The organism is Streptomyces buecherae, from assembly GCF_014295035.1.
Lineage (GTDB): Bacteria > Actinomycetota > Actinomycetes > Streptomycetales > Streptomycetaceae > Streptomyces > Streptomyces youssoufiensis.
The window spans coordinates 4,806,540-4,833,483 of sequence record NZ_CP060404.1 but is presented as its reverse complement, the minus strand read 5'-3'; the positions used below and the strand labels follow the sequence as shown (position 1 = coordinate 4,833,483).

The 26,944-nt window shown below is 72.7% G+C and carries 22 protein-coding genes and 1 pseudogene; 12 read left to right on the top strand and 11 right to left on the bottom strand.

Annotated features, from left to right (window positions below):
* Positions 1 to 234 precede the first annotated feature (234 nt).
* Positions 235 to 756, top strand: coding sequence for a hypothetical protein (locus H7H31_RS18825; RefSeq protein ID WP_187059539.1), 522 nt, complete (start codon positions 235 to 237; stop codon positions 754 to 756).
* A gap of 95 nt (positions 757 to 851) precedes the next feature.
* Here H7H31_RS18825 and H7H31_RS18820 read toward each other — a convergent pair whose 3' ends face one another.
* Both H7H31_RS18820 and H7H31_RS18815 read right to left on the bottom strand, forming a co-directional pair.
* Positions 852 to 1,898 carry a hydroxyacid dehydrogenase gene (locus H7H31_RS18820; RefSeq protein WP_232109947.1) on the bottom strand — a complete coding sequence of 349 codons (1,047 nt, stop codon included), beginning with the start codon at positions 1,896 to 1,898 and terminating at the stop codon, positions 852 to 854.
* A 345-nt stretch (positions 1,899 to 2,243) separates the two neighbouring features.
* Positions 2,244 to 3,113, bottom strand: a complete 870-nt coding sequence (locus H7H31_RS18815) for a hypothetical protein (RefSeq protein WP_187059741.1) — start codon at positions 3,111 to 3,113, stop codon at positions 2,244 to 2,246.
* Positions 3,114 to 3,407: 294 nt separating this feature from the next.
* Here H7H31_RS18815 and H7H31_RS18810 point away from each other — a divergent pair, with 294 nt between their 5' ends.
* From H7H31_RS18810 to H7H31_RS18785, 6 genes and pseudogenes are all read left to right on the top strand, one after another.
* Positions 3,408 to 4,478 carry an HhH-GPD family protein gene (locus H7H31_RS18810; protein WP_232109945.1) on the top strand — a complete coding sequence of 357 codons (1,071 nt, stop codon included), beginning with the start codon at positions 3,408 to 3,410 and terminating at the stop codon, positions 4,476 to 4,478.
* A 633-nt stretch (positions 4,479 to 5,111) separates the two neighbouring features.
* Positions 5,112 to 5,636, top strand: a pseudogene (locus tag H7H31_RS18805) (SigE family RNA polymerase sigma factor); the annotation flags it as partial.
* Positions 5,637 to 6,121: 485 nt separating this feature from the next.
* Positions 6,122 to 6,796, top strand: a complete 675-nt coding sequence (locus H7H31_RS18800) for an LppP/LprE family lipoprotein (protein WP_232109944.1) — start codon at positions 6,122 to 6,124, stop codon at positions 6,794 to 6,796.
* 8 nt (positions 6,797 to 6,804) lie between these two features.
* Positions 6,805 to 7,515 (top strand): two-component system response regulator CseB, encoded by a 711-nt coding sequence (gene cseB / locus H7H31_RS18795; protein ID WP_187061864.1) that lies wholly within the window; start codon positions 6,805 to 6,807, stop codon positions 7,513 to 7,515.
* Between the two features lies 1 nt (position 7,516).
* Positions 7,517 to 8,815: a two-component system sensor histidine kinase CseC gene (gene cseC / locus H7H31_RS18790; protein ID WP_187061863.1), complete on the top strand. Its 1,299-nt coding sequence runs from the start codon at positions 7,517 to 7,519 to the stop codon at positions 8,813 to 8,815.
* A 132-nt stretch (positions 8,816 to 8,947) separates the two neighbouring features.
* Positions 8,948 to 9,826 (top strand): NmrA family NAD(P)-binding protein, encoded by an 879-nt coding sequence (locus tag H7H31_RS18785; RefSeq protein WP_187061862.1) that lies wholly within the window; start codon positions 8,948 to 8,950, stop codon positions 9,824 to 9,826.
* Between the two features lie 108 nt (positions 9,827 to 9,934).
* On the opposite strand, the gene H7H31_RS18780 is transcribed toward H7H31_RS18785, so the two are convergent.
* Both H7H31_RS18780 and H7H31_RS18775 read right to left on the bottom strand, forming a co-directional pair.
* Entirely contained in the window at positions 9,935 to 10,135 is a 201-nt protein-coding gene (locus tag H7H31_RS18780; protein WP_187061861.1) for a DUF397 domain-containing protein, read from the bottom strand.
* Positions 10,132 to 10,950, bottom strand: coding sequence for a helix-turn-helix domain-containing protein (locus H7H31_RS18775; RefSeq protein WP_176162470.1), 819 nt, complete (start codon positions 10,948 to 10,950; stop codon positions 10,132 to 10,134). The genes H7H31_RS18780 and H7H31_RS18775 overlap by 4 nt, the downstream gene beginning before the upstream one ends.
* 316 nt (positions 10,951 to 11,266) lie before the next feature.
* Between H7H31_RS18775 and H7H31_RS18770 the strand changes: the two genes are divergently transcribed.
* The gene (locus H7H31_RS18770) at positions 11,267 to 12,613 is read left to right on the top strand and encodes a hypothetical protein (protein WP_187061860.1); all 1,347 of its coding nucleotides are present in this window, start codon (positions 11,267 to 11,269) and stop codon (positions 12,611 to 12,613) included.
* Between the two features lie 69 nt (positions 12,614 to 12,682).
* On the top strand, positions 12,683 to 13,189 hold the full coding sequence (locus H7H31_RS18765; protein ID WP_187061859.1) for a hypothetical protein: 507 nt from the start codon (positions 12,683 to 12,685) through the stop codon (positions 13,187 to 13,189).
* Positions 13,190 to 13,254: 65 nt separating this feature from the next.
* Here H7H31_RS18765 and H7H31_RS18760 read toward each other — a convergent pair whose 3' ends face one another.
* Entirely contained in the window at positions 13,255 to 14,013 is a 759-nt protein-coding gene (locus tag H7H31_RS18760) for a M23 family metallopeptidase (RefSeq protein WP_187061858.1), read from the bottom strand.
* Between the two features lie 733 nt (positions 14,014 to 14,746).
* On the opposite strand from H7H31_RS18760, the gene H7H31_RS18755 reads away from it, so the two are divergent.
* Together H7H31_RS18755 and H7H31_RS18750 are read left to right on the top strand one after the other, a co-directional pair.
* Positions 14,747 to 18,058, top strand: a complete 3,312-nt coding sequence (locus H7H31_RS18755) for an NACHT domain-containing protein (protein WP_187117975.1) — start codon at positions 14,747 to 14,749, stop codon at positions 18,056 to 18,058.
* Complete coding sequence (locus tag H7H31_RS18750; protein ID WP_187117974.1) at positions 18,055 to 19,080, top strand: hypothetical protein; 1,026 nt, start codon at positions 18,055 to 18,057, stop codon at positions 19,078 to 19,080. Before H7H31_RS18755 ends, H7H31_RS18750 begins: the two co-directional genes overlap by 4 nt.
* Before the next feature lie 475 nt (positions 19,081 to 19,555).
* On the opposite strand, the gene H7H31_RS18745 is transcribed toward H7H31_RS18750, so the two are convergent.
* The gene (locus tag H7H31_RS18745) at positions 19,556 to 22,081 is read right to left on the bottom strand and encodes an ATP-dependent Clp protease ATP-binding subunit (protein WP_187060765.1); all 2,526 of its coding nucleotides are present in this window, start codon (positions 22,079 to 22,081) and stop codon (positions 19,556 to 19,558) included.
* A 463-nt stretch (positions 22,082 to 22,544) separates the two neighbouring features.
* Between H7H31_RS18745 and H7H31_RS18740 the strand changes: the two genes are divergently transcribed.
* On the top strand, positions 22,545 to 23,285 hold the full coding sequence (locus tag H7H31_RS18740) for an SCO3374 family protein (RefSeq protein WP_222624928.1): 741 nt from the start codon (positions 22,545 to 22,547) through the stop codon (positions 23,283 to 23,285).
* Here H7H31_RS18740 and H7H31_RS18735 read toward each other — a convergent pair.
* From H7H31_RS18735 to H7H31_RS18715, 5 genes are all read right to left on the bottom strand, one after another.
* Positions 23,216 to 23,551 carry a histone-like nucleoid-structuring protein Lsr2 gene (locus H7H31_RS18735; RefSeq protein WP_176162477.1) on the bottom strand — a complete coding sequence of 112 codons (336 nt, stop codon included), beginning with the start codon at positions 23,549 to 23,551 and terminating at the stop codon, positions 23,216 to 23,218. The two genes, H7H31_RS18740 and H7H31_RS18735, sit on opposite strands and share 70 nt — an antisense overlap.
* 160 nt (positions 23,552 to 23,711) lie before the next feature.
* Entirely contained in the window at positions 23,712 to 24,230 is a 519-nt protein-coding gene (locus tag H7H31_RS18730; protein ID WP_187060763.1) for an amino-acid N-acetyltransferase, read from the bottom strand.
* 9 nt (positions 24,231 to 24,239) lie between these two features.
* Complete coding sequence (locus H7H31_RS18725) at positions 24,240 to 24,635, bottom strand: BlaI/MecI/CopY family transcriptional regulator (RefSeq protein ID WP_187060762.1); 396 nt, start codon at positions 24,633 to 24,635, stop codon at positions 24,240 to 24,242.
* Positions 24,636 to 24,822: 187 nt separating this feature from the next.
* Positions 24,823 to 25,008 carry a hypothetical protein gene (locus tag H7H31_RS18720; RefSeq protein WP_187060761.1) on the bottom strand — a complete coding sequence of 62 codons (186 nt, stop codon included), beginning with the start codon at positions 25,006 to 25,008 and terminating at the stop codon, positions 24,823 to 24,825.
* A 167-nt stretch (positions 25,009 to 25,175) separates the two neighbouring features.
* The gene (locus H7H31_RS18715; protein ID WP_232109943.1) at positions 25,176 to 26,090 is read right to left on the bottom strand and encodes a hypothetical protein; all 915 of its coding nucleotides are present in this window, start codon (positions 26,088 to 26,090) and stop codon (positions 25,176 to 25,178) included.
* Between the last annotated feature and the right edge of the window lie 854 nt (positions 26,091 to 26,944).

Here is a 26,944-nt window from a genome sequence, read left to right as displayed (position 1 = left end):
AGGGGAAGAGGGGGCGGCCTCCTCGCCCAGGGCCTCCTCGCCCAGGGGCTCCTCGCCCCGAAGGCGGGATGTCCACCGGTGGCGGGCGGCGGCTCAGGGTTGCGCGTAGCACCGGGGTACGACGCTCGTACGGCTCGGGTGCCATCGGAGGGCCTGGCCGTCCCCCCGTCGACTGATCGCGAATCACCGTCAGGTCCGATGTGCGGCGGCCTCGTTCGCGGTCAGGATGGGGCCATGTCGATCGCCACCGTCCCCGCTCCCGCCTCGGTGTTGGCTCCAGCGCCCCGGTGGGCCCGGCGCTGCGCGCACGCCATCGCGCTGTGCGCCGTCCCCTCCGGGCTGTGGCGCGTCGCCATGGCGTTCGGGGTCTACGTCGGCTACAGCGACCGGGTGCTGCGCGAGGAGTTCGCCATCCCGGGCTGGGGCATCGCCTATGTCCTCGGCCTGTCCCTGCTCACCGAGGTGGCGGCCCTGCTCCCGCTGTTGCTGGTCAGCGAGCGGCGGCGGGTCCGGCACTCGCGGGCGCTCGCCGCGCTGGCCTGGAGCGCGTCGGCGGCCCTGGTGCTGGGGGCGATATGGCAGCTCGTGGTCGCCTGCACCGTCCAGAGCCAGACGCTGATGACCAGCGAGACGGCCGAGGCCGTGTGGGCCGTGGCCTTCGCCCCGCTGTTCGCGATACCCGTCCTGATGACCGCGGTGACCTGGTCGTACGCCCAACGGCTGCGGGCCGCAGAGCCGCGCGACCGGGTGGCGTAGCGCGCGTCGCGGCTCTGCGGCGGCCGTCGCCGGGCGGGGTGGCGGGCCGCCGGGGGGGCGGGCCAGCGGGGTGGCGGGTCAGCGGGCCGGCGGGCCTATGCCAGGTACGCCGCCCGCTCGGGCGGCACCGCGTGGGCGAAGCCCTCGCCGCGAGCCCAGCGCCGCACCTCGTCGACCGCCACCGCCGCGAGCCGGCGCAGCTCCGTGCCCTGGGAGCCGGCGATGTGCGGGGTGAGCAAGGCGTTCTCACAGGTCCACAGGGGGTGGTCGGGCGGGAGTTGGTCGGGTTCGGTGACGTCGAGCACGGCCCTGACACGGCCCGCGAGCAACGCCTCGGTCAGCGCCTGCTGGTCCACCACCGCGCCGCGCGCCGTGTTGATCAGGGTCGCGTCCGGGCGGAGCGCGGCGAGGAGTTCGCGGCTGACCAGGCCGCGTGTCTCGGGCAGCAGCGGCGTGTGCACGCTCACCACGTCGCTGGCCGCGAAGAGTTCGGGGAGGTCGACGGCGCGGGCGCCGAGGGCGGCGGCCTGTTCGGCGCTCACGTACGGGTCGTAGAGGAGGACGTGCAGATCGTGCGGACGGAGGAGTTCGATGACGCGACGGCCGGTGAGGGAGGCGCTGAGGATACCGACGGTGCGCTGGTAGTTGCCCTGTTCGGGGCCCGCGTACTGCCAGTGCTCGCGGGCGCGGGCGGCGCGGTAGGCGCGGGCCGACTCCAGGACGCCCTTGTTGGCGAGCAGGATCATGGCGAGCGTGTACTCGGCCACCGGAAGCGCGTTGGCCCGCGCGGCGGACGAGACCTCGATACCGCGCCGCCAGCAGGCGGCGCCGACGTGGCCGCGCACCGAGCCGGCGGTGTGCGCGATGGCCCGCAGGCGGGGCGCGGCGGCGAGCACCCGCTCGTCGATGGGCGGGCACCCCCAGCCGGTGATGAGCAACTCGGTGTCGGCCAGCACCCGGCGGGCCCGTTCGGTGGTGAAGTCGGCGAGGGCGGGCGGCGGGACCAGGTCGGTGAGTTCGGCGAGGGCGGCCAGCGCCGCGGCATCGAGCACGCCGTCGGCCGCCTCAGGCGCCATCGCGAGCGCGGCGCGCGGTCGTACGGTGTCGGCGGGGCGCCCGGTGGACGCGTGGGCGGTCTGCATGGGGCTCCGGTCTCCTGCTCTCGCGCGGGCCGGTCGGCGGGGCCGGCGCCGCCAGATCGTACGGGTCGCCACCGCCGGCCGGCCCGCGCGACGCCGACCGTCCGGCCCGGCGCCGGTCGAGGGCGAGCGCCAGGCGGCGGGCCGCCGGTCGAACGACGGTGCCGCCGGACGTAGGCGCGGCCCTGGCCGGGGGCGCGGCACCCGGGCCGGGTGGCGGCCACGGGGGCGGGCCGGCTCACCGAGCGAGCCGGCCTACCGAGCGGGGCGGCGCGCCGGGCGCGTGGTGCGCCCGGCGGGCGGGGCGGAGGGGTGGGGAGGGGCGGGGGCGGGGGGGGAAGCCCCCCGTCAGTCCTTGGCCAGGACGAACGAGACGCGGGCCGTGCCGAGGCCGTCCACCTTGGCCTCGACCAGGTAGGTGCCGGCCGGCGCGGCCTGGACGCCGGAGGGGGTCGCGCAGTTCTCCTGCGTGGTCTTGCGGTCCCACTCCACGGTGCGCTTGATCGCGTCGTCGCCCGGTACCCGCACCAACGAGACGGCGCTGCCGCGCGGGCAGTCGTCCGAGGCCCAGATGTGGTCGTCCGCCGCGTCCGTGATGGTGAGCGAGGCCGACGCGCGGCCGAGGTCCACCTTGCAGGCGCCGTCGCCGCGGTTCTTCACGGCCAGCTCGAACTTCGGCTTGTCGCCGGGCTCGTAGGAGTTCTTGAGGCTGCGCAGCGTCAACTCCACCGTGCCCGCCTCGCAGTCGGCCAGCGTCGAGTCGGACGGTTCCAGGGCGCCGTTGCCGACGCCGAGGCCGCCGGCCGCGCCGGTGGTGCCGCTGCCGCCCGAACCGCCCGTGCCACCCGGGCCGCCGGCGTTGCCGCCGGAGTCGCCCGTGCCGCCGCTGCCGCCCGTACCACCGGAGCCACCACTGTCGCCGGAGCCGCCGGAGTCACCGGTGCCGCCGGTTTCCTTCTCGTCGTCCGACTCGTCGCGTCCGCCCGGCCGTTGTTCGTTGACGGGCCCGGACGAGGACGGCCCCGGCGTGATGGTGCTGGCCGTGTTACCGCCGTTGGCGCCCTTGGCGTCGTCCTTGCCACCGCCGTCGTCGCCACCTAGGCCCACGGCCCAGATGACGAGGAGGACGAGCAACGCGACCAGGGACAGCGCAACTGCCCTCCGCCGCCAGTAGATGGAGGAAGGGAGCGGACCGATCGGATTGCGCAGAGATCCCACGCGGAAACTCTACGAGAGATCCGTTGGGAGACCCGCCAGTACCCGCCGCATTCCGGGCCGACTTTTCTCATCATCTGCCCGGAGACGGCTTTCCGGGCGCACTTTTCCGCGCACCGGGACCCTTCGCGATCCGCGTGGCCGACCGCCCGACGGGTTCCGTACGGGTCCCGTACAGGTTCCGTACGACGTGCCCCGGGCCGGCGCGCGTGGCCCGTACGGCCCTCGCGGCTCACCCGGCCGCCCGGCGCGGGCCGTTTCGTCGCGAGCCGGGGGCGTGCCAGGATCGTTGGTGCTATGACTGCCACGCCCGCGCCATCCGTCGAAGCCTCGCAGCCCGCCGAGTGCGCCCCCGAGTCCGCCGAGCACGCCCCCCAGACGCCGCAGCCCGCGCACCCGCCGCGGCCGGCAGCCGCCGCCCGCGCCGCCGAGCCGCAGGCCACCGCCCACGCCTCGGCGACGCCCGCCGCGGCGCCGGCCGACGCGCCCGCCTCGGCCGCCGCCCTGCACACCGCCGTCAACGCCTGGTTCGAGACGCACGCCCGCGACCTGCCCTGGCGGCGGCCCGAGGCCGGTCCGTGGGGGGTGATGGTCAGCGAGTTCATGCTTCAGCAGACGCCGGTGAACCGGGTGCTGCCGGTCTACGAGCAGTGGCTGGCCCGCTGGCCGCGCCCCGCCGACCTGGCCGCCGAGCCGCCCGGCGAGGCGGTGCGCGCCTGGGGCCGGCTCGGCTACCCGCGCCGCGCGCTGCGGCTGCACGCCGCCGCGTCGGCGATAAGGGAGCGGCACCTGGGCGACGTACCGCGCGAGCACGCGCAGCTCCTCGCGCTGCCCGGGGTCGGCGAGTACACCGCGGCCGCCGTCGCCTCCTTCGCGTACGGGCAGCGCCATCCGGTGCTCGACACGAACGTGCGCCGGGTCTTCGCGCGGGCCGTCACCGGCAAGGAGTACCCGCCGAACGCGACCACCGCCGCCGAACGCAGGCTCGCGCGCTCGCTGCTCCCCGCCGACCAGGCCACCGCCGCGCGCTGGGCCGCGGCGACGATGGAGCTGGGCGCGCTGGTGTGCACCGCCCGCTCGCCCGAGTGCGGCCGGTGCCCGATCGCCGAGCGGTGCGCCTGGAAGCTGGCGGGATCGCCGGCGTACGAGGGGCCGCCGCGCCGAGGCCAGACGTACGCCGGCACCGACCGGCAGGTGCGCGGCAAGCTGCTCGCGGTGTTGCGGGAGGCGACCTCGCCCGTACCGCAGGCGGAGCTGGACCGGGTGTGGCACGAGCCGGTCCAGCGGGCCAGGGCGCTGGACGGATTGGTGGCCGACGGCCTCGTCGAACCGCTCGCCGGCGGCGTCTACCGACTCCCCCAGACCTGAGCCCACGACCGTCCGGGCCCACGCCCCCACACCCACCCGCCAGGCCCACGCCCGCGTACCTCTACCCGCCGCAGGGCCCGCGCCCGCTCGTACACGGCCCCGCACCCACCCACCGGGCCCGCGTCCCCCTCTCCCCGCCGGGCCCACGACCCCACACCCACCCGCTGGGCCCACGCCCGCGTCCCTCTACCCGCCGCCGGGCCCGCGCCCGCTCGCTCACGGCCCCGCACCCACCCACCGGGGCCACGACCTACCCACCCCACCCGCCGGGCCCCCCGCCCAACCACCCGACCGCGACCGCCGGCCGCCCGCCGCCGCTACCAGCCGAGCGCCGCCGCGACCAGCCGCAGCCGCTCGCCCCACCCGACCCCGTAGCGCGGCCCACCGCCCCACGTGACCCACCCCGGCACCGCCCGGGGCGGGTCGCGTGGGGCGGCGCTGCGTAGGGCAGCGGAAACGTTCCGTGAGCTGGGGGGCGCTTTGCGGCCGTTGTTACACAACCTATGGGTAGCTGTGCACGGACGGCAGTGCTGGCGTACGGAATGCCGCAACAGCGCCTCCGTAGGTTCCTCGGTAACAGGCCACATGACCAGTGGCGTGACGCGGGGAACACCGGGGAATGGAGGCTGCGCAATGGCCAGCAGCGGCGAGGTACTGGACTTCGAGGACTACGTTCGCAACCGGCAGGACGCCCTGCTGCGCAGCGCCCGTCGGCTGGTGCCGGACCCGATCGAGGCCCAGGACCTCCTCCAGACCGCGCTGGTGCGCACCCTCGGCCGCTGGGACGGGATCGCCGACAAGTCGCTCGCCGACGCCTACCTGCGCCGTGTCATGATCAACACGCGTACGGAGTGGTGGCGGGCCCGCAAGCTGGACGAGGTGCCCACCGACGAGCTGCCGGACGCGCGGGTCGAGGACGGGACCGAGCAGCACGCGGACCGGGCTTTGCTGATGGACATCCTGTCCTGCCTGGCGCCGAAGCAGCGCAGCGTCGTCGTCCTGCGACACTGGGAGCAGATGAGCACCGAGGAGACCGCGGAGGCGCTGGGCATGTCGACCGGCACCGTCAAGAGCACGTTGCACCGTGCTCTGGCACGGCTGCGCCAGGAGTTGGAGAGCCGTGACCTGGACGCCGTCGCGCTGGAGCGCGCCGAGCGGCGGGGCACGAGCGAGCCGACCAGCGCGGCCACCACCGTCCCCGCGGCCCGCGGCCCGCGAGCCGGCGCGGACGCCCGGGTGAACGGCGGCCCCGGCGTCGCCCGCCCCGCCGCCGCCCGTACGCGGCCCGCGGCCACCCGTACCCGGTCCGCCGCCCGCCCCCAGACCGGCGCGCCGGCCCTCCCCCAGGCCGGCGCCCGCCGTCCCGCGGTCGCCGCCCCGGCGCCCGCCGCCGCCCGCCCCGCGACCCACGCCGTCCCGCTCGGTGGCGTGGTGCGTCAGCGGCAGCCGCTGAGCGAGCGCACGGGCCGTGCCCCGGAGCGGGCCGCCGCCCGCGTCGAGCGCCCCATGGGCCCCGTCGGCGCCGTGCGCCCCGCCGGCACCGTCGGCCCGGTCAGTGCCGTGGGCCCCGTCGGCGCGGTCGGCGCGGCCCCCGGCCACGGGCACGAGGACCGCCGCCAGCTCCACGATCGGGGGCCGGCCAGGTGCGCGGCCTGAGCAAGGCGGCTCCCAGCAGAACAGCCCTGTTCACCGGGGGTGCGGTCGCGGCGCTCGCCGCGACCGTCGGCCTGGTGTTGGCAGGGTGCAACTCCGCCAGCGATGGCGTGCGCAAGGAAGGTCAGGCGCAGCGGGACGCGGTGACGCGCGAGTCGAAGCCCTCCGCGGTGCCGTCGATGGAGGCGTCCCCGGTCAAGGTGGACGCCGTCGCGCTGGTCAAGAGCGATCCGAAGGTGAACGCCGACCTCAAGCGGAACCTCAAGCCCTGCGTCAAGGACGAGTACCCGGTCGACGTCAGCTACGGCAAGCTGACCGGCGCCTCCACGACCGATGTCGTGGTCAACGTCATGACCTGTGGCGACGGCTTCGGCATCGGCTCGTACGTGTACCGCAAGAGCGGCGAGGACTACGAGAACGTCTTCCTGGCCGAGCAGGCGCCGGTCTACATCGACATCGAGAAGAACGAACTGCGCGTCACCCAGCAGGTCTACGACTCCGGTGATGCGCTGTGCTGCCCATCGGGCGAGGATGTCATCCACTACCGCTGGTCCGACGAACGGTTCATCGAGACCGGGCGCACCCACACGGACTTCAACAAGACCGTGGAAGACGACGACGCGGACGACGACGAGTTGCCCAGTGACGACGGAACGGAAGGCTGACGGCGACCGTGGCGGAAACACATGTGCTCTTCGTCGAGGACGACGACGTGATCCGCGAGGCCACCCAGCTCGCGCTGGAGCGGGACGGCTTCGTCGTCACGGCGGCGCCCGACGGGCTGACGGGCCTGGAGCGGTTCCGGGCCAACCGGCCGGACATCGCCCTGCTCGACGTGATGGTGCCGGGCCTGGACGGGGTGAGTCTGTGCCGGCGGATACGTGATGAGTCCACCGTCCCGGTGATCATGCTGTCGGCGCGTGCCGACAGCATCGACGTGGTGCTCGGCCTGGAGGCCGGCGCCGACGACTACGTGACCAAGCCGTTCGACGGCGCCGTCCTCGTCGCCCGCATCCGGGCCGTGCTGCGCCGCTTCGGCCACGCCAGCGGGCCCGGCGGCGCGGGCGGCGCGCCCCCCTCCGACGCGGCGCCCGTCGAGGGGCCGCTGCGCTTCGGCGACCTGGAGGTGAACCCGGAGGGCATGGAGGTCCGCAAGGCCGGCACGCCGGTGGCGCTGACGCCGACCGAGATGCGGCTGCTGCTTGAGTTCTCGGCGGCCCCGGGCACCGTCCTCTCCCGCGACCGGCTGCTTGAGCGCGTGTGGGACTACGGCTGGGGTGGCGACACCCGGGTCGTGGACGTCCACGTGCAGCGGCTGCGCGGCAAGATCGGCCAGGACCGGATCGAGACGGTCCGCGGCTTCGGCTACAAGCTCAAGGGCTGACGTGGCGAGGCTCGCGTTCCGTACCGGGTTGCGCTGGAAGGTCAGCCTGGCCATCGCCTGTGTCGGCGCCCTGATCGCCACCTCGCTCAGCCTTGTCGTCCACAACGCGGCCCGCGCGTCCATGCTCGACAACAGCCGCGACGTGATGGACGACCGCGTCCAGGCCGCGCAGCGGTTCTACGAGTCCACCCGCCGGCTGCTCTTCCAGGCCAAGATCGACGACCCCGACCTGCCCGAGCAGCTCAAGGAGGAGGCGGCGCGCGGCCTGCGGGCCACCTACCTCCAGGACAACGGTTCCGGCGCGCCCGAGGTGTGGGCCTCGGTGCCGGTCAGCAACGGCCGGGTGCTGTCGGTGCACGGCCAGTTCCAGGACCGCTTCGCCGTCCTGGACGAGCTGGACCGGGTCCTGGTGGTCGGCTCGCTCGCCGTCGTGCTCGGTGGCGTCGCGCTCGGCGTCCTCATCGGCGACCAGCTCTCGCGCCGGCTGCGCAAGGCCGCGGCGGCGGCCCGCAAGGTCGCCGAGGGCGACGGCGACATCCGGGTACGGGACCAGATCGGCGGCCGGGTACGGGACGAGACCGACGAGCTGGCCGGCGCGATCGACAGCATGGCCGACGCGCTGCGCCAGCGCCTGGAGGCCGAGCGCCGGGTCACCGCCGACATCGCGCACGAGCTGCGCACCCCCGTCACCGGTCTGCTCACGGCCGCCGAACTGCTGCCGCCGGGCCGCCCGACCGAACTCGTCCGCGACCGCGCCCAGGCGATGCGCACGCTGGTCGAGGACGTGTTGGAGGTGGCCAGGCTGGACGGCTTCGCGGAGCGCGCGGAGCTGGAGGACATCGCGCTCGGCGAGTTCGTCGCGCGCCGGGTGCGGATGGTGGCACCGGAGGCGCGGATCTCGGTCGTGCGGGACGCGTACGTGACCACCGACCCGCGCCGGCTGGAGCGGATCATCGGCAACCTGCTGGCCAACGCCGCCAAGCACGGCAAGCCGCCGTTCGAGGTCACCGTCGAGGGCCGGATGATCCGGGTCCGCGACCACGGGACCGGCTTCCCCGAGGAACTGCTCAAGGAGGGCCCGAGCCGTTTCCGTACCGGCGCCAGCGACCGCGCCGGCAAGGGCCACGGCCTCGGCCTGACCATCGCCCAGGGCCAGGCCCGGGTCCTGGGCGCCCGGCTCACCTTCCGCAACGCGGAGCCGACCGCGGAGGGCGCGGAGGGCGCGGTCGCGGTGCTGTGGCTGCCGGACTCCGCGCCGACCAACACGGGCAGCTTCCCGATCATCCACGTACCGGACTGAGCGGCGGCCGGGGCGCCGGTCAGCCGGGTGGCAGGTGTGACAGACGGCGTCCCCGCCCGCGTCGCGTACCGCTCGGCGGCCCGGCGCGCGCACACTGGCACTCCCCGCACGCGAGGAGAGGACACCCACGCCATGCCCCCAGTGATCGCCGTCAGTGGAGCGACCGGCCGCATCGGCGGCCTCGTCGCCCGCCGGCTCGCCGACGCCGGCGTCGAGCAGCGCCTGCTCGGCCGCGACCCGTCCAAGCTGCCCGAGCTGCCGGGGGCGGTCGCCGCGCCGCCCGCCGAGTACGGGGACGCGGAGGCGATGCGGGCCGCCGTCGACGGCGCGCACACGCTGTTCCTGGTCTCCGCCCGGGAGAGCGCCGACCGGGTGCGCGAGCACATCACCGCCGTGGACGCGGCGGTGGCGGCGGGCGTGGAGCGGATCGTGTACGTGTCGTTCCAGGGCGCGGCGCCCGACGCCACGTTCACCTTCGCCCGCGACCACTGGCACACCGAGCGCCACATCCGTGGCCTGGGCGTGCCGTTCACGTTCCTGCGCGACAGCTTCTACCTCGCCGCGTTCCCCGCGATGACCGGCGCCGACGGGGTGATCCGCGGACCGGCCGGCAGCGGCCGGGTCGCGGCCGTGGCCCACGAGGACGTGGCCGGCGTCGCCGCCGCCGTGCTGACCACCACCGACGGCACGCACGACGGGGTCACCTACGACGTCACGGGACCGGCCGCACTCACCCTCGCCGAGGTCGCCGACGAGTTGGGCCGTGCCAGCGGACGCGAGGTGCGCTACGTCGCCGAGACGCAGGAGGAGGCGTACGCGTCCCGGGCCGGCTACAACGCCGCGGCCTGGGAACTCGCGGGCTGGGTCAGCTCGTACGAGGCGATCGCCAGCAACGAGATGAGCGCCGTCTCCGACGTCGTCCCCCGCCTCACCGGCAGCCCCGCCCGCTCCCTGACCGACTACCTGCGCGAGCACCCGAACAGCCTGCGGCACCTCCTGCCCGGCGCCTGAGCCGGCGGGGCGCCCCGGCCCCCGTGTGCGCCGGGAGCCGTGGCCGTACGAACGACGAAAGCCCCCGCCGGTGCGCTGGCGGGGGCTTGTCGTAGCGATGGGACGGGCTCAGGCGTCGAAGTCGCCGGCCTTGACGCCCGCGACGAACGCCGACCAGGCCGACACGTCGAAGCGCAGCGCGGGGCCGTGCGGGTCCTTGCTGTCACGGACCGGGACGGTGCCGGTGGCGGCGTGGCCGGGGGCCCACTCGATGCAGTTGCCGCCTTCGCCGCCGCTGTAGGACGACTTCACCCAAACCTGTTCCCTCATGACGAGAACTCCTCAGCGATGCGACGGATGAGCTGGATCGAGCGCTCTGGCGAGAGGGCCAAGGCCCGCAGCCGATCGTACGTCGCGCCAGCGTGGCGGAGGGAGTCCGGGTCATCGGCCAGGTATCCCTGCCCGAGCGCCTCGCTGTACACCTTGGGTTCAGGCTCGTCTCGGTCCAGGAGGATGAACGAGACGCTGGCTGCCGGCGCACCGGCGTCGTTCGGCAACACCTGTACGTTCACGTGAGGCGAACTGGTCACGTCCGCAAGGCGTGTGAGCTGTTCCGCCATGATCTCGCGACTGCCCACCTGGACGCGGAGCACGGCCTCGTGGACGATCATCCACAGAAGTGGGGGCGACTCCCGCTTCATAATGTCCTGCCGCGACAGGCGCGCCTCCACCCGGGCCGCGATCTCGGCGTCCGTCTCCCGAGGGTGGGCCGCCCGGAACAGCGCCTCCGCATAGCGGGGAGTTTGCACCAGGCCCATGACGAACGCGTTGGAGTAGTCGGAGATCGATCGCGCCGTCTTCTCGATCTCGACGTACGGCAGGAACCAGGCCGGATGCCCGCGTCGGCTGACGCGCTCCCGCAGCCGCGCGAAGTAGCCACTGGTCTTGAACACCCGGTCGCACGTCTCGGCGAACTGCGCAGAGCCGAGGAGTCTTCCGCCTTCCACCTGAGCCACGTACGTACGGTCGTAGGCCGCCTCCGTGCCGAGTTGTAGCTGGGTCATCCCCGCGTGCTCACGGGCGTGCCGCACCTCGCCCCCGAAGAACCCCATGGCGTCCTGGGATTGGCCTTCCTCACACTCCATGCTGAGCCCTTCCGTCGCGCGGCCAGTTCACGTGTCGGCCTGGCTTTCGGCCGCTCGCCCATCGACGGTATGGAGAGCGGCGAGTGACTGTGAGGGATTGATCACGATTGGTGATCATCTGATCGAACGCTGACCGATCGGCCGCCTCCGCGTCGCCCAGCGCTGCCGCAAACGCGCCAAATCCGCTCAACAAAAGCGACCTGTACACGCCATTTACCTATAGGGTGACCTGCGACGGAGCCATCTTTTGGCGCGTCAAGACCGTTATGGCGATGGCCGGAACCAGGCCGTCGAGTGTTCAGGGGGACATCACTACATGCGTTCCATACGCACGCATTCAGCAGATTCCGCAGGGCCCGCCGATTCCGCGGAGCCGACCCAGTCCGCCGCGTCCGGGCGGGCGCGCCGGGTCCTGCCCAAGGCGCTGGTGGCCGTCGCGCTGCCGCTGGCGCTGATGACGGGCGGCACCGCCGGCGCGGTGGCCAGCCCGGTGGCCGACGGCGACCGGCCCGGCGCGGGCCAGGCTCAGACCAGTGGCCAGAACGGTGTCGCGCCGAGCGCGGGTTACCGGTTCAGCGCCGACCAGGGCCGCTTCCTGACCAAGGCCGGCACGGCGCCGAAGGCGCTGCGCCACATCCGCGGCACGGCCACCGACTTCACCGTCCTGAAGGGCACCGGCGCCGACGGCCCGACCCTGGCCGGCACGACCCTGGCCGGCAACACCGACAGCACGTCGGCGCGCGCCGCCTGGGCCGCCAACGACGAGTTCGTGGACCTGTCGTGGCCCGGCGTGACCGGCGCCGCCCCGTACCAGGTCTTCCGCGACGGTGAGCTGATCGCCACCACGCGCGGCACCAGCCTGCGTGACACCCAGGCGCGCCCGGGGGCCGCCAGCGAGTACCGCGTCACGACCACGGCCAAGGCGCCGGCGAGCGAGTGGACGGACAGCGAGCGGGCCGCGTTCCGCAAGAGCGGCGAGGCGCCGCTCAACGGCCACACCTGGAGCCTGAACGTCCAGGTGCCGACGGACTCGCAGCCGGCCGCCCTGGAGCGGGCCGCGCTGGCGGCGGAGGCCAAGGCCAAGAAGTACCACTCGACGACCATCCGCTACCGCACCTTCATCCGCAGCAAGTGGGTCACGGCGCCGGTGGGTTGCAAGTACACCAAGGGTTACAAGTACGCGGGTGACAACCGCGGCTTCAGCAAGGCGGACAGCAAGAGCCACCGCACCGACCTGACGGGCACGGTGTACTGGAACGGCGGTTCCTCGTGGGGTGCGCACATCGGCACCACGCACGTCTACAAGACGAATGGAAAGTTCGTCGCGAAGAAGACCGCGAGCAAGAAGAAGATGTCTTTCCGCGTGATGTCGCAGAACTCGAAGTCGGCTCAGGTGCGCGGTATCACCGAGGCCGGTAACCCCTATTGCGGCGTCGGCAGCATTTCCGGTTACTACAACGCCCGGATCAGCCGCAGCGGCGACTTCTACATCTCCGGTCGGCACAAGCGGATGCCCGACCACGAGATCATCATCAGCGGATTCACCCGGTCCCCGATGAAGACGTACACGAAGTTCCTGCACACGTCCAAGCAGGCCAGCCCGGCCTGCCTGTTCAAGCCGGCCTGCCCCGCGGCTACGATTGGCAACAACGGCGGATACTGACGGCGGTCGCTGACGGAATCGCGCGGTAGGAAAGCCGTCCGTCCGACGCCCTGACGATAGGCACGACCCATGAGCGCACCCCCGGCCAAGGCAACCGCGTACGCCATAGCGGCGACGTTCGTTCCCTGGGCGGTGGGTGCGCTCCTGTCGTTCGTCCTGATCTACGCCGGCGGCTACCCCGACGACGAGGGCGAAAGCTCCTGGGAGACGTTCTCCGGCGACTGGCTCAGCGGCTGGGCGCTGGCCTTCCCGGTGCTCGCCGCGCTGCTCGTCGGCGTGCTCGCGTGGGCCCGGCCGACGCCGCACCGGTGGCTGATCGCGACCCGTAACACGGTCGTGTACGCGGGCGTGCTGCTGGTCGTCAGCGTGATCCGGTTCCTCTCCGACGGGGCGGGGCAGGCCGTGGACTACGCCTTCGTCACGCTGCTCATCGCGCTGTTCACGCTCCAGTTGCCGCTGTGTGCGGCGCTGTCCGCGGCCCTCGCGGGCCCGCTGCGGATCGTGACCGAGGCCGACGAAGCCGACGCCGACCCGGGCGCCGGCGCCGGCGTCACGGGGGAGCCCGCGGCGCGTTAGCGCGCGCACGCGAGCGGCGGCCGGTCTCCGTGGAGACCGGCCGCCGCTCGCGTCGTTCCGGGTGATCAGCCCACGTGCGCGCCGTGGCCGCGCAGGAAGCCCAGCGGCTCGATGCCGGAGCCGTAGTTCGGGCCGGTGCGGACCTCGAAGTGCAGGTGCGGGCCGGAGGAGTTACCGGTGTTGCCGGAGAGGCCGATCGCCTGGCCCCGGTCCACGGTCTGGCCCACGTTCACCTTGATCTTCGAAAGGTGCGCGTACTGGGTGTACGTCTGGCCCTTGTGCTTGATCACGATGGCGTTGCCGTAGGCAGGGCCGTCGCCGCCGCCGTTGGGGCCGGCCTTGATCACGGTGCCGCCGTGCACGGCCTTGATCGAGGTGCCGACGGAGACGGCGAAGTCCTGGCCGGAGTGGCCGTGGGCCCAGCGGTCACCGCCGGCCGCGAACGGAGCGCTCAGCGGCGCGTCGCCGACCGGGGCGATCCAGGAGGAGGCGTTCAGCGGGGTGCGCTTGGAGCGGTCGGCGCGCTTGGCCTTGCCGTGCCCCTTGTCCCGCTTGTCGGCCTTCTTCGCGGCCTTCTTCTTGCCGTGCTTCTCGTCCTGCTTCTTGTCCTTCTGAGCGGCCTCGGCCTGCGCCTTGGCCTGCGCCTGAATCGACTTCTCCAGCGAACCGGCCGAAGCCACGGCGAACACGTCGGACTGCGGGGTCGCTGCCAGCGCCACCCCGGTCCCCAGCGCGAGCGAGCCGCCCAGCCCCACGGCCAGTACGGCGGCGCGGGTGCGCAGGACCGACTTGTTCGCGTGGGTGGCCTTGGTGTGCTGCGTCATACGGAACTACCTCCGGGGAAATCCAGGAAATGAATTGATCCCGACTTTGAATCGTCTGCGTTCGCCGGGATCGCCCTACCTTGGTAACCCGGGAGCGAAATCCTGCCAAGGGGGGTCCCACTCGCGTTCCTACTATCCGATCTCGTAGCGAAAGCCGAGGAAATTCGACCCTTCCCGGCCGGGGATGATCACCCGTAAAGACCATTCGGACGGCCGACGAGAGGCATCGGGAACGCACCCGTGACCGTCACACCGGGCATTTCCCGGGGTTTTTCCGCGCCGACTCCCCGGTGGCGGAACGGCCCGGGCCCGGCCCTCGCGAAAGACCCGGCCCCGACGGGCCGAAAGTCCCGAGCGGCCCCCACCGCCGCCCGCTATCGCGCCTAGTAGGCCGAAAGGGGCCTGTGCCCCATGTCACCGGGCAGGCCACCGCCCACCGCCCCACGCGGGCCTGGTGACCTGGGCGTTGGCCCACCCGCCCCGGGACCAACGGCCCCCGCCCGCAGTAGCCTGAGCACCGTCCGAGCGGGGCCCGGTGGGCGGTCCGTACGGGAGCGGGGGCGCGGGCCGCGTGGGAGCGGGGCGCGCGACCGTACGGGAGGCCGGATGCGCGGCCCGTACGGGAGCGAGGTGCGCGGGCCCGCGCGAGGCTCGGGAACGGGGCGCGCGGGCCGCACCAGGCCCGGGGCGGGCTTCCGGCGGGCGCGGACGGGAGAAACAGGGGGCGGGGAACGTGGACCCAACGGTCATCGGCACGCGGCTGGCGTCGAGCGCGATCGTGCCCATCATCAGGAAGCTGTTCGTGGCGCAGGGACCGGGCGCCGGCCTGGTGGATCGGCCGGTACGCGTATCGGGGCTGGTCTCCTTCCGCGGCGAGAAGCGCACCCTCACCGACGCTGACCTGCACAAACTCGCGGCCGAGCTGGTGCGCCGCGCCGTACGCGCCGCCGGCCCGCACGAGCGCCCGGTGCCCGCCGCCGAGGAGCGGGCCGTCGTGGACGCGCTGACCCGCACCCTGCACGGCCTGGGCGACCTCACGATCAGCGACGTCGAGGCCGTACGGCACGGCCCGGACGGCCTCGCGCGGCGGCTCCGCGAGGCCGCCGCCAGCGGCCCGGGCCCCGCCCCCTCCGCGCACCTGAGCGCCGACGCCACCGCCCTCCACGACACCGTCCTGGAGGCCGCCTGCCTGCACATGCTGCACTTCTTCACGCAGCGTTCCAGCTTCGTCGCGCACACCCTGGTGCGGCAGAGCGAGCAGTTGTCCGAGCTGGTGGCCAAGGTGGACGCGCTGATCGAGCGCAACCCCACGCACGCGGCGACCGACGTGCGCTTCGAGGAGCGGTACGCGCGCTACGTCACCCGCAAGCACGGCACCCTCACCATCTACGGCATCGACCTCACGGCGTCACCCGACCGCTGGCCCCTGGACGCCACGTACCTGAGCCTCCAGGCCACGCGCTCGGCCGCCACCCGGCGCGAGGCCCACCGCCGGGCCATCACGCGCACCCTGAGCTACCGCCTCGACCCCGACGAGGTGGCCCCCGAGGCCGAGCCCGACGAGCCGTACGCCCCCGAGCTGCCCCTCCCCGCCGACCAGGCCCTGGCCGACCGGGACCGGGTGCTGGTGCGCGGCGTCGCGGGCTCCGGCAAGACGACGCTGGTGCAGTGGCTGGCGGTGGTCGCGGCCCGCCGGCAGTACGAAGACCGCCTGGTCCACCTCTACGGCCGCGTCCCCTTCGTGCTCCCGCTGCGCACCCTGACCCGTGGCGGGGAGCGGCTGCCCACGCCCGGCCGGTTCCTGTCCGCCGTCGGCTGCCCGATCGCCGACGCGCAGCCCGAGGGCTGGGCGGACCGGGTGCTGGCCGACGGCCGTGGCCTGGTCCTTGTCGACGGCATCGACGAGATCCCCGAGAGCGAGCGCGAGCAGACCCGCCGCTGGCTGCGCGACCTGCTCGACGCGTACCCGGACAACCTCTACCTCGTCACCTCCCGCCCCTCCGCCGTCCGCGAGGACTGGCTGGGCCAGGAGGACTTCGACGAACTCACGCTGTCGCCGATGGGCCGCGACGAGGTGGCCGCGTTCATCGACCGCTGGCACACCGCCGCCCGCGACGGCGCCTCCGACGAGGTCGCGGACCGCCTCGACGCGTACGAGCGGTCCCTGCTCACCGCCGTCCGCACCAAGCAGGACCTCGGCCGGCTGGCCACCAACCCGCTCATGTGCGGCCTCATCTGCGCCCTGCACCGCGACCGCCGCGGCTACCTCCCGCACGGCCGCAAGGAGCTGTACGACGCGGCCCTGTCCATGCTCCTGGCCCGGCGCGACCGGGAGCGCGACATGAGCGGCCCGTACGGCATCGAGCTGCACGAGGAACCCCAGGTCCAACTCCTGCAACGGCTCGCCTACTGGCTCATCCGCAACGGCCGCACCGAGCTGGACCGCGACCGCGCCGAGCGCATCATCGCCGAGGCCCTGCCCGCGGTCCCGGCCGCCGCCGCCCAGGGCGACGCCCCAGCCATCTTCCGCCACCTCCTCCACCGCAGCGGCCTCCTCCGCGCCCCGGGCCCGAACGCCGTGGACTTCGTCCACCGCACCTTCCAGGACTACCTGGGCGCCAAGCGCGCGGTCGAGGAGTGGGACATCGGCCTCCTCATCGACCACGCGGCCGACGACCAGTGGGAGGACGTCATCCGCATGTCGGTGGCCCACGCGCGCCCGCGCGAACGGGCCGAGCTGCTACGGGAGTTGGTGCGGCGGGGCGACGAGGCGGTCGACGCGCGCACCCGGATGCGCGTCCACCTGCTGGCACTGGCCTGCCTGGAGCACGCGACGGAGGTCGACCCGGGCGTACGGGGCGAGGTGGAGGAGCGTACGGCCCGGCTGATCCCGCCCGCCACCAACGCGTCGGCGCGGCAACTGGCCGAGGTCGGTCCGCTCGTGCTCGAACTGCTGCCAGGCCCGGACGGCCTGTCGGAGCGGGAGGCCACCCGCGTGGCTACCACCGCATCCCACATCGACTCCGACGCGGCCATGGCCACGCTGGCCCGGTTCAGGGACCACGACTCCATCTCCGTACGCTCCCAACTCGTCTGGGCCTGGCACCGGTACGACACCCGGCGCTACGCGGACGAGGTCATCGCCCACCTCAAGCCCGAGGGGCTGTACTACGTGGCGACCTCGGCCGACGAGTTGCGCGCGCTGGACGCGATGGGCGGCCGGCCCAAGCTGGAGACGCGCGGCGACGTGGACCCGGAGGCGGTGGCCTGGTACGTACGCCGCCACCAGCTCACCCACCTGCGGATGCGAGGCAACAACCTGCTGGAGGACCTGGGGTTCCTGGCCGGGCAGCGCGAGATGATCAGCATCGACCTTCAGGACTGCCCATCCGTCCGTGACCTGGGACCCGTTGGCGCGCTGCCGTCGCTGGAACTCCTCGTCCTCGGGCTGCTCTCCACGCAGGCGGAAGTAGACCTGAGCCCGCTCCGCTCGCTGCCCCGCCTGCACTCTCTCGACATCAAGCGGCCGTGGGGCATGCCGTGGCACCTGGGTCAGTGGCCGCTGGACGCCCCGCTGCGCGCCCTGAACCTCTCAATGCTCTCCCGGGCCGCCGACGGCATCGTCGACGTGCGGCGGTGGACCCTGCTACGGCAGTTGGTGCTCGGTCAGAACAGCCCGGAGAGCGCCGCCGAGTGGGACGCGGTCCGCTCCCTCGGCCACCTGGAGTACCTGGACGTCACGGTCCACTCGCTGACCCTCCTGGAACCGCGCCACGTCCTGCCCACGGTGCACCGGCTCGCCGTGGACCCCGCCCACCACGGCGAGCCCTTCTTCGACGCCCGCGCCCTGACCGTGCTGCCCACGTCCTTCCCGGAACTCCGCTGGCTGGACCTGAGCAACGCCTTCGTGCCGGCCTCGGGACTCGACCTCACCCCCCTGGCCGACCTCCCCCACCTCACCACCCTCCACCTCCCGCCGGGCACCCGCCTCACCGGCACCGAAGCCCTCCGCCCCGACCTCCTGCCGCCCGGGTACGGCTCATGACCGCCCCGGCGCCGGCCACCGGCCCGAGCCCCGGCCCCCGCCCGTCCCCCACCGCGAGCGAGTCCCCCACCATCGCCAACCTCCGCGACGACCTCCAACGCCTCGGCATAGCCCGCCCCTTAGCCGCCCCCCTGCGGGTCGTGCTGCGGGTCAACCACCTGTACTACCTCAGCGCCTCCCGCGCCCTGCGCGTCGTCACCATCGTGGGCGGCCTGCTCGGCACCTGCGGCCTGGTGGCCCTCGCCATACCGCTGGCCCGCAAGGCCGACGAGGGCGGGCCGCACGTGATGTACGACGAGGAGCCCCTTGGCCCTCACGGTGGCACTCCCGCCTCCGTCAACGGCTCGGCCGCCTTGTTTCTCTTCTTCCTCGTCGGCGCGATTCTGGTGCTGCTGCTGCACTCCGTCCCCGCGCTCAACAGGCAGGTCAGGCTCGGTCGGGAACAGGCGCCCGTGGTGGTGATCGCCCGCGCCATCCACGCCTGCGCCCAGGCGTACCGCACCCGCGGCCAGCGCCAGGCCCACCAACGCCGACGACTTGCCCGCCGGTTGGCCCGGGTCGCCACCGAGATCCAGGGCATGCACCGGGCCCGCCGCACGCTCCCGGCCTCTCTCCCCCGCTACCGGCACCGGCGGCGCCGGATCAAGCAGCACCAGCGCACGGTGGTCGGCGCGCTCCAAGAGGCCGAGTACCGGATCGACAGCGACGGCGACGCGGCCCTGCCCGACATCGCCGACCTGCTGCTCACCATCGCCGAGCGGTACACCGCCGGCCGCATCGGCGCGCTGCTCGACGAGGCCCAGTTGGCCGGTGTGCAGCCGATCCCGGACCGCGAGGTCTGGCGCGTGGTGACCGCCGTCGTGCTGTCGATGGCCGCCTCGTTCGCGGTCGCGCTGATCGGCCTACCGGACGACGCGGTCGGCCCGGTCATCGTCGGCGTCTCGATCCTGGCCTTCGTCCTCGTCTACGGCCGCGACGTACGCCGCGCCCTCGACATCCTCGGCGTCCTGCACGGCCCGTGACCACCGCGCGCCCCTGCCCGCCTGCCCGACAGGGGGCCCGAGCCGCCCGTGCGAGCGGATCACCGGCCAGCTCACGCCGGCCCAGCTCGTGGACGGCCTGGTGTCCGGGTCGCTGACGTACCTGTGGCTCATACACGCCCCCGCCGAACGAACCGATGGACTGGCTCGGCGCCCTTCCCCCGGCTACGCACCCTCCAGATCCCGCGCGAGGCCCACGTGACGGCCGTGCCGGCGGGCGTGCACGTCATCCACGAGTGAGCCGGAGAGCGACGCGTGGGCCGCGCCGCACGCCGCGAGCGGGCCAGGGAGCCGCCGGGAGCTGGGCGGCTGGGAGGCTGAGCGGCGGCCCGAAGACAGGAGAGGGCCGGGCCGGGAGCCGGCCCCGCGGCGCGCCTCCGGCCGGCACGCGAAAGCCCGCCCCGGGTCCGCCGAAGCGGGCCCGGGGCGGGCTGGGTGCCGGGTGACCGGCGACTGCTTACGCTTCCTTCGTCAGGTTCGGGCCGCCGCCCGCCGCCGACTCGACCGGAGGAGTGTCGGGCAGGGCCGTCTTCTCCTCGCCGCGGAAGGTGAACTTCTTCGCCTCACCCTCGCCCTCGACGCCGACGACCACGATGTGACCGGAGCGCAGCTCGCCGAAGAGGATCTTCTCCGACAGCATGTCCTCGATCTCCCGCTGGATCGTCCGGCGCAGCGGTCGGGCGCCGAGGACCGGGTCGTAACCCCGCTTGGCCAGCAGCGCCTTGGCGTCCGCGCTGAGCTCAAGGCCCATGTCGCGGTCCTTCAGGCGCTCGTCCACCTTGGCGACCATGAGGTCGACGATCTGGATGATGTCTTCCTCGGTGAGCTGGTGGAAGACCACGGTGTCATCGACACGGTTGAGGAACTCCGGCCGGAAGTGCTGCTTGAGCTCCTCGTTGACCTTGTTCTTCATCCGCTCGTACCCGGTGCGGACGTCACCCGCGGCGGCGAAGCCGAGGTTGAAGCCCTTGGAGATGTCCCGGGTGCCGAGGTTGGTCGTCATGATGATGACCGTGTTCTTGAAGTCCACGACCCGGCCCTGGGAGTCGGTCAGTCGACCGTCCTCCAGGATCTGCAACAGCGAGTTGAAGATGTCCGGGTGGGCCTTCTCGACCTCGTCGAAGAGGACGACCGAGAACGGCTTGCGGCGCACCTTCTCGGTGAGCTGACCGCCCTCCTCGTACCCCACGTAGCCGGGGGGCGAGCCGAACAGCCGGGAAACCGTGTGCTTCTCGCTGAACTCCGACATGTCGAGCGAGATGAGCGCGTCCTCGTCACCGAAGAGGAACTCGGCGAGGGTCTTGCTCAGCTCGGTCTTACCGACACCGGACGGACCGGCGAAGATGAACGAACCGCCGGGACGCTTCGGGTCCTTGAGGCCCGCCCGCGTACGCCGGATGGCCTGCGAGAGCGCCTTGATGGCGTCCTTCTGCCCGATGACGCGCTTGTGCAGCTCGTCTTCCATGCGCAGCAGCCGGGAGGACTCCTCCTCGGTGAGCTTGAAGACCGGAATGCCGGTGGCGGTCGCGAGGACCTCGGCGATCAGCTCCTCGTCCACCTCGGCGACGACGTCCATGTCGCCGGCCTTCCATTCCTTCTCGCGCTTCGCCTTCGCGGCCAGGAGCTGCTTCTCCTTGTCGCGCAGCCCGGCGGCCATCTCGAAGTCCTGCGAATCGATCGCGGACTCCTTCTCGCGGCGCACGTCGGCGATCTTCTCGTCGAATTCGCGGAGGTCCGGCGGAGCGGTCATCCGGCGAATGCGCATCCGGGAGCCGGCCTCGTCAATGAGGTCGATGGCCTTGTCCGGCAGGAAGCGGTCGGAGATGTACCGGTCGGCGAGCTGGGCCGCGGCCACCAGGGCGGCGTCGGTAATGGAAACGCGGTGGTGCGCCTCGTACCGGTCGCGCAGGCCCTTGAGGATCTCGATGGTGTGCGGCAGCGACGGCTCCGCGACCTGGATCGGCTGGAAACGGCGCTCAAGGGCCGCGTCCTTCTCCAGGTGCTTGCGGTACTCGTCGAGCGTGGTGGCACCAATGGTCTGGAGCTCGCCACGGGCCAGCATCGGCTTGAGAATGCTGGCGGCGTCGATCGCGCCCTCGGCCGCGCCGGCACCCACCAGGGTGTGCAGCTCGTCGATGAACAGAATGATGTCGCCGCGCGTGCGAATCTCCTTGAGCACCTTCTTGAGGCGCTCTTCGAAGTCACCGCGGTAACGGGAACCGGCGACCAGCGCACCCAGGTCCAGGGTGTACAGGTGCTTGTCCTTGAGCGTCTCGGGCACCTCGCCCTTGACGATGGCCTGCGCCAGCCCCTCGACGACCGCCGTCTTACCGACGCCGGGCTCACCGATGAGGACCGGGTTGTTCTTGGTGCGGCGCGAAAGCACCTGCATGACCCGCTCGATCTCCTTCTCGCGCCCGATGACCGGGTCGAGCTTGGATTCGCGGGCGGCCTGCGTCAGGTTGCGACCGAACTGGTCCAGGACAAGGGACGTCGAAGGCGTGCCCTCGGCGGGGCCGCCGGCCGTGGCGGCCTCCTTGCCACCGGAGTAGCCGGAGAGCAGTTGGATGACCTGCTGCCGGACCCGGTTCAGGTCGGCCCCGAGCTTCACGAGGACCTGGGCGGCGACGCCCTCACCCTCGCGGATCAGGCCGAGCAGGATGTGCTCCGTGCCGATGTAGTTGTGCCCGAGCTGAAGGGCTTCGCGGAGCGAGAGCTCCAGCACCTTCTTGGCACGGGGAGTGAAGGGGATGTGGCCGGACGGGGCCTGCTGGCCCTGACCGATGATCTCCTCCACCTGCTGCCGGACCGCCTCGAGCGAAATCCCGAGGCTCTCCAGGGCCTTAGCGGCGACACCCTCACCCTCGTGGATCAGGCCCAGGAGGATGTGCTCGGTGCCGATGTAGTTGTGGTTGAGCATCCGGGCTTCTTCCTGAGCCAGGACGACAACCCGCCGCGCGCGGTCGGTGAACCTCTCGAACATCGTTAATCGCTCCTCAGAGCGGTCAGAAAGATCGGGGACGATCCCCTCCCTGTCCTTCCGCAGCTTAGTCCCGCAAGCAGGGACCGCTCATTCCAACTGCCGACACCCGGGATCTCCCCCACAAGCGATGGGGAGGGATTCCTGCCCCGAACAGCCGGCACCTGCTCCAACCCGATGGTGCGAGACGATGTTCCCGCAGGCCAAGCTTCTACGCACACCGCCACTACGCCGATGGCGAACGCGCGGTCGTCCCGCCCGCCGGGCCGCCCCTTCCCACTAGGTCTGTCTTACCCTCACGCACTGACACTCCATGCCGCGCGACCCGGTTCCATCCGCTACGGGCGAACAACCTCGCGCCTCCGCGAAGCCTCGATCGCCGCTCGCGCACCCCACACCGCGCACAGAAAGCGACTCCATGTCAACCGAGCGTAACCCCTCGCTCCCCCGACGGGTTGCCCCGGACATGGCTTCCCTCCACCGGACAGCGGCGGCACCCGCCCCGCCGCGCACCCCCCACGCGCCCCGTACGACACCGGGCGCGCGCGTGCCCTGGCGTGCGGTACGCGAGTGGTACGAGCACGAGTTGGGCTGGCCGACGGCCCCGGCATGCGAGGGCCCGGTCGAGTTGCTGACCGGGCTCTGTTTCGACGTTCTAGTGTTGCCCGCCGACGCGGGCGCCGCGATGCTCGACCGCGTGTCGCACACCGGCCCCGTGGCCGTCCACGGGCCCACGATGTACTTCCTCGTCGCCCCCGGCGGCGCCGAGGAGCTGCCCGGGCTGCTCGACTGGTGGGACTGGGGCGGCGTGCCGCTGGAGCTGACCGCGCTCGGCGCGGGTGGCCGCATGGCCGCCCCCGTCCCCGCGCCCCTCGGCGGCCGGGGCTCGCCGGAGGCCGCCACCTGGGTGCGACCCCCGAACCCCGAGCGCGGGACGAGCGGGGCGTTGCCGTCCCTCGGCCTCCGGTGCGGGGAGGGAGTCCGAGGGGCCCACGGCCTTCCCGACGGTGCGGGAAGAGACGGCTTTCGGGGCGACGCCGACGCTCCGGACCTGGTCCGACTGGTCAGCGCCGCGGCGACGGAGTGCCACCGGGCCCGACTGCTGCGGTGCGTGCGGCGTGATGCTGACGACCGGACTCAGCCGTTGGCCTTCTCGTACGCCTCACGCACGGTGGCGGGCACGCGACCGCGGTCGTTGACCTCGTAACCGTTCTCCTTCGCCCAGGCACGGATCTTCGCCGTGTCCTGGCTGCTGCTCGCGCCCGCGCGCACGCGCCCGCGACCACCCGCGGCACGGCCGCCGGTGCGACGGCCGCTCTTGGTGTACGGCTCCAGAGCGGAGCGAAGCTTGTCGGCGTTAGCCGTGGTGAGGTCGATCTCGTACGTCTTGCCATCCAGCGCGAACGTCACGGTCTCGTCAGCCTCGCCACCGTCGAGGTCATCTACAAGAAGGACCTGAACCTTCTGTGCCATTGAGGATTCCTTTCACGGATAAGGGATTACGAGGCATTAGCAAACCGCTTTTCCCGAGAAAACACAAACCCCCAGCGAAGGTTCGGCTACGCATCCGCGTGGGAACACTCCGTTGCGGAGCTATGTGATAGGTGAGCGATTCGGACATAGAGGCCCGCGATCACAGTTGCAGAAGCATCCGACTGTTGCCAAGGGTGTTCGGCTTCACCCGTTCGAGGCCAAGGAACTCAGCGACGCCCTCGTCATAGGAACGGAGCAGCTCGCTGTAGACATCGCCGTCCACCGGCGTCTCCCCGATCTCCACGAAGCCATGCTTGCCGAAGAACTCGACTTCGAAGGTGAGGCAGAAAATTCGCCGAACGCCGAGCCATCGCGCCGTCTGCAACAGCTTGTCCAGTACTTGGTGTCCGATGCCGCAGCCGGACAGCTCCGGATGCACGGCCAGAGTGCGCACCTCGGCCAGGTCTTCCCACATCACGTGGAGCGCGCCGCAGCCAATGACCTCGCCGTCCTCGTCCCGCTCCGCTACCCAGAACTCCTGGATGTCCTCGTAAAGCGTCACGGTCGCTTTGTCGAGCAGGATGCCCTCGCCGACGTACGCGTCGATGAGACGCCGGACGGCGCGAACATCGGAGGTGCGGGCGCGGCGGACGGTGACGGCTTTTGATAGCGGGGACATGGCCGGACGCTATCGCCCTGCTTCACCGCTTGTGCCGTCGGGCTGGTCGAGTTGCACCACCCGCATGGCATCGCGCAGGGCTTCCCGCTGGCCTTCGGACATCATCCCGAAGAAGGCCACGAGCGCCGCGGCGGGGTTGTCACTGGCGGACCACGCCTCGTTCATGAGTGCGGCGGCGTAGGCGGCCCGGGTGGAGACGGCCTCATATCGATAGGCGCGACCTTCTGCTTCCCGCCGCACCCAACCCTTCTGGTGAAGGTTGTCCAATACCGTCATGACGGTCGTGTAGGCGATGGAGCGTTCCCGCTGAAGGTCTTCCAACACTTCTCGGACGGTGACCGGGCGGTTCCACTTCCACACCCGCGTCATGACCGCGTCTTCCAACTCTCCCAATGGCCGAGGCACACTTGAATAATAGTGGGAGATGTCCCATTTGCCCGTTTGGGAAGCCGGAAAAAGGGCGCACGTTCCGGCCACTCGGGCCGGCCCATACGCCCGGAGCGGGCCCACCGAACGTGGACCCGCGGGGTGAACGGCACCGCTCAGCCGTGGCCGGGAAACTCCGGCGGCGGCGCGGCAGGACGGAGCGGGCTCAGGCGCCCTGGCCCTCCGGCACGCCGTCCCGCTTGGCCGCGTCGGAGCGCACCAGCGCGGCGTCCACGGCGGCGTCTTCCTTGCTCTTGTTGACGCCACCCTGGCTCTTCACGATCGTCTTGATCAGCGCGATAAAGGCCACGGCCATCACGGCGGGCGGGACCAGCGCGGAGACGTAATCCATGAGTGTCGGCCTCCCTGTGCTTGAGGACCCCAGGTTACGGGGTGCCCCCGGGCCGCCCCGACAGGGGCCGGCACATCCGGCGCGCGGACCCCGCCCGGCGGCCCGGGCCGCCGGTGCCGCGCGCGGGCCCGCCGGGTGCGCGGGCAGGGCGTACGCCGGGGCGCGGGTCAGGCCGAGCGGGCCGGCAGCAGGGTGGGCAGGCGGTCGTCGGCGGGTGGGGCCGGGGACGGTGCGGCGGTGGGGCGCTTGGGCGGGAAGACCTCGCCCGGCGTGGGTACCGGGCGGCGCGGCGCGCTCGGCTCGGGCCCGCCGGGGGGCCGCCTGACCGGTCCGGGCGCCTTGTCCGGGGGTTGGCCAGGGGACGTGCCGGGGGACTTGTCCGGTGACTTTCCCGGGGCCTTGTCGGGGGACTCGTTCGCGGGCCCGTCCGGCGTGTCGCCCACGCCCGGGCTCGCGACCCACGGAGCCTGGCCGCGCCTCGGGTGCGGGGCGTGCGGGCGGGCCGTGGCCGGGCCGGCGTTGGGGGGCGGGGCGGGCGCCCTGCCGCCCGGCAGGGCGACCCGGCGGGCCCGCACCTCCCTCTCGGCTAGCCACTCGCAGCGGCGCAGCAGGGTGGTGCGCCGGCGCGTCTCGGCTGGGCTCGCCGGGGTGGCGCACAGCGCGCGCAGGGCGACCAGGTCCGCAGCGCACGGCACGTAGCCGGCCGCGACGGCGCCCGCCAGTTGCTCCAGGTAGCTCACAGCCGTGCCGGGCAGGGCGGCCCGGTAGCGGTCGAGTTCGGCCAGCAGGAAGGCGCGGAGCCGGCCGCCCTCCCGCGCCGCCTCGTCCACGCTCTGGGCCAGTCGCAGGAACTCCCGTACCTCCTCGTCCCGGTCCGATCCCGGCCCGACCCGCTGGCCCGGGGCGAACGGGATCCGATGCCCGTCCGCGCCGTGGGCGGCGCGTGCGGGGCCGGAGGCGGTGGGGGTGTCCTGGGGGGCGGCGGTGGACGGTTCGAGCGCGAGCGCGAGGGCACGTCGCAGCACGCGCAGCTCGTCCGCGCTGAACGCCATGCCGCCTCGCGATCCATAGGGCGTGGGCATGGCACGACTTTAAGTGCTAAGCGGACAAATATCGCTCAGTACGCCATACCGGGGCGCGCCTCCGTCGCATGGCCGCTCTCCCCGCGTTCCGGCCCCGCCCGCGCACGCCCCGCCCGCGCCGGTCCCGCCGTGCGCGGGGTACGCGGGTCGCACGCAGCCCGCACGTACCCCGCACGCCCCGCCGCACCGCCCGCTCCGCCCCGTCTCACCTGCGGCGATTCGCTCGGCGGGTCCGTACGGCGGAGGCGGCCGGCGCGGCCCGCGTTCCGCGCGCGGTGGGTGCGGGCGGCGTTCGTATGGTGCGTCGGGTGGCCGGATGGCTGGATACGCCCCGTGATACGCCGTAGTTCGCGCCTTCGCGCGCCGTTGTGCGCCTATCGCCGCGTAGTCGTTTCGTAACCCGTTGGCAATCACAGAGTGCAATCGCGGCTTGCAAAATCTGTCATCACCGATCAGATCTGAATAAGGTCGCGCTGAATCGCGCTTATGCGCACGGTTTCCAGCGCGGAGAGAGCGGCCGAGTGAGGACTACGGCAATGGGAGCGGAATTCTCGGTACGGGTACGCGGCGTGTAGCCGGCGAAGTCGCGGGTACTCGCGCGCGATTCGCCGAGTGCCGGTACCGGGCGCGGGAGGCGGTGCCGTGGCGCGTGGCCAGGATATGTCCCGGTGGCGGTTCCGATAGGCTGCCCAACCGGAGGCGCGGGCGGGCCCCGGGCCGCGCGGGCGGGCCCGGAGAACGCACACCGTGGGCCCGGGCCGCCCGCCCAGGACCGGACCATTGCGACCGCTGGGAAAAGCGCATCCGGAATGCGCCCGGGCGCGCGCGGCGCGACGCGCGCGCCCGACCGGCAG

What these genes read in the sequence shown, in the direction of transcription:
- H7H31_RS18825 (WP_187059539.1), top strand. Translation starts at nt 235, where the DNA reads ATGTCGATCGCCACCGTCCCCGCTCCCGCCTCGGTGTTGGCTCCAGCG.
- H7H31_RS18820 (WP_232109947.1), bottom strand. Translation starts at nt 1,898, where the DNA reads ATGCAGACCGCCCACGCGTCCACCGGGCGCCCCGCCGACACCGTACGA.
- H7H31_RS18810 (WP_232109945.1), top strand. Translation starts at nt 3,408, where the DNA reads ATGACTGCCACGCCCGCGCCATCCGTCGAAGCCTCGCAGCCCGCCGAG.
- H7H31_RS18785 (WP_187061862.1), top strand. Translation starts at nt 8,948, where the DNA reads ATGCCCCCAGTGATCGCCGTCAGTGGAGCGACCGGCCGCATCGGCGGC.
- H7H31_RS18780 (WP_187061861.1), bottom strand. Translation starts at nt 10,135, where the DNA reads ATGAGGGAACAGGTTTGGGTGAAGTCGTCCTACAGCGGCGGCGAAGGC.
- H7H31_RS18775 (WP_176162470.1), bottom strand. Translation starts at nt 10,950, where the DNA reads ATGGAGTGTGAGGAAGGCCAATCCCAGGACGCCATGGGGTTCTTCGGG.
- H7H31_RS18770 (WP_187061860.1), top strand. Translation starts at nt 11,267, where the DNA reads ATGCGTTCCATACGCACGCATTCAGCAGATTCCGCAGGGCCCGCCGAT.
- H7H31_RS18765 (WP_187061859.1), top strand. Translation starts at nt 12,683, where the DNA reads ATGAGCGCACCCCCGGCCAAGGCAACCGCGTACGCCATAGCGGCGACG.
- H7H31_RS18760 (WP_187061858.1), bottom strand. Translation starts at nt 14,013, where the DNA reads ATGACGCAGCACACCAAGGCCACCCACGCGAACAAGTCGGTCCTGCGC.
- H7H31_RS18750 (WP_187117974.1), top strand. Translation starts at nt 18,055, where the DNA reads ATGACCGCCCCGGCGCCGGCCACCGGCCCGAGCCCCGGCCCCCGCCCG.
- H7H31_RS18745 (WP_187060765.1), bottom strand. Translation starts at nt 22,081, where the DNA reads ATGTTCGAGAGGTTCACCGACCGCGCGCGGCGGGTTGTCGTCCTGGCT.
- H7H31_RS18740 (WP_222624928.1), top strand. Translation starts at nt 22,545, where the DNA reads ATGGCTTCCCTCCACCGGACAGCGGCGGCACCCGCCCCGCCGCGCACC.
- H7H31_RS18735 (WP_176162477.1), bottom strand. Translation starts at nt 23,551, where the DNA reads ATGGCACAGAAGGTTCAGGTCCTTCTTGTAGATGACCTCGACGGTGGC.
- H7H31_RS18730 (WP_187060763.1), bottom strand. Translation starts at nt 24,230, where the DNA reads ATGTCCCCGCTATCAAAAGCCGTCACCGTCCGCCGCGCCCGCACCTCC.
- H7H31_RS18720 (WP_187060761.1), bottom strand. Translation starts at nt 25,008, where the DNA reads ATGGATTACGTCTCCGCGCTGGTCCCGCCCGCCGTGATGGCCGTGGCC.
- H7H31_RS18715 (WP_232109943.1), bottom strand. Translation starts at nt 26,090, where the DNA reads ATGCCCACGCCCTATGGATCGCGAGGCGGCATGGCGTTCAGCGCGGAC.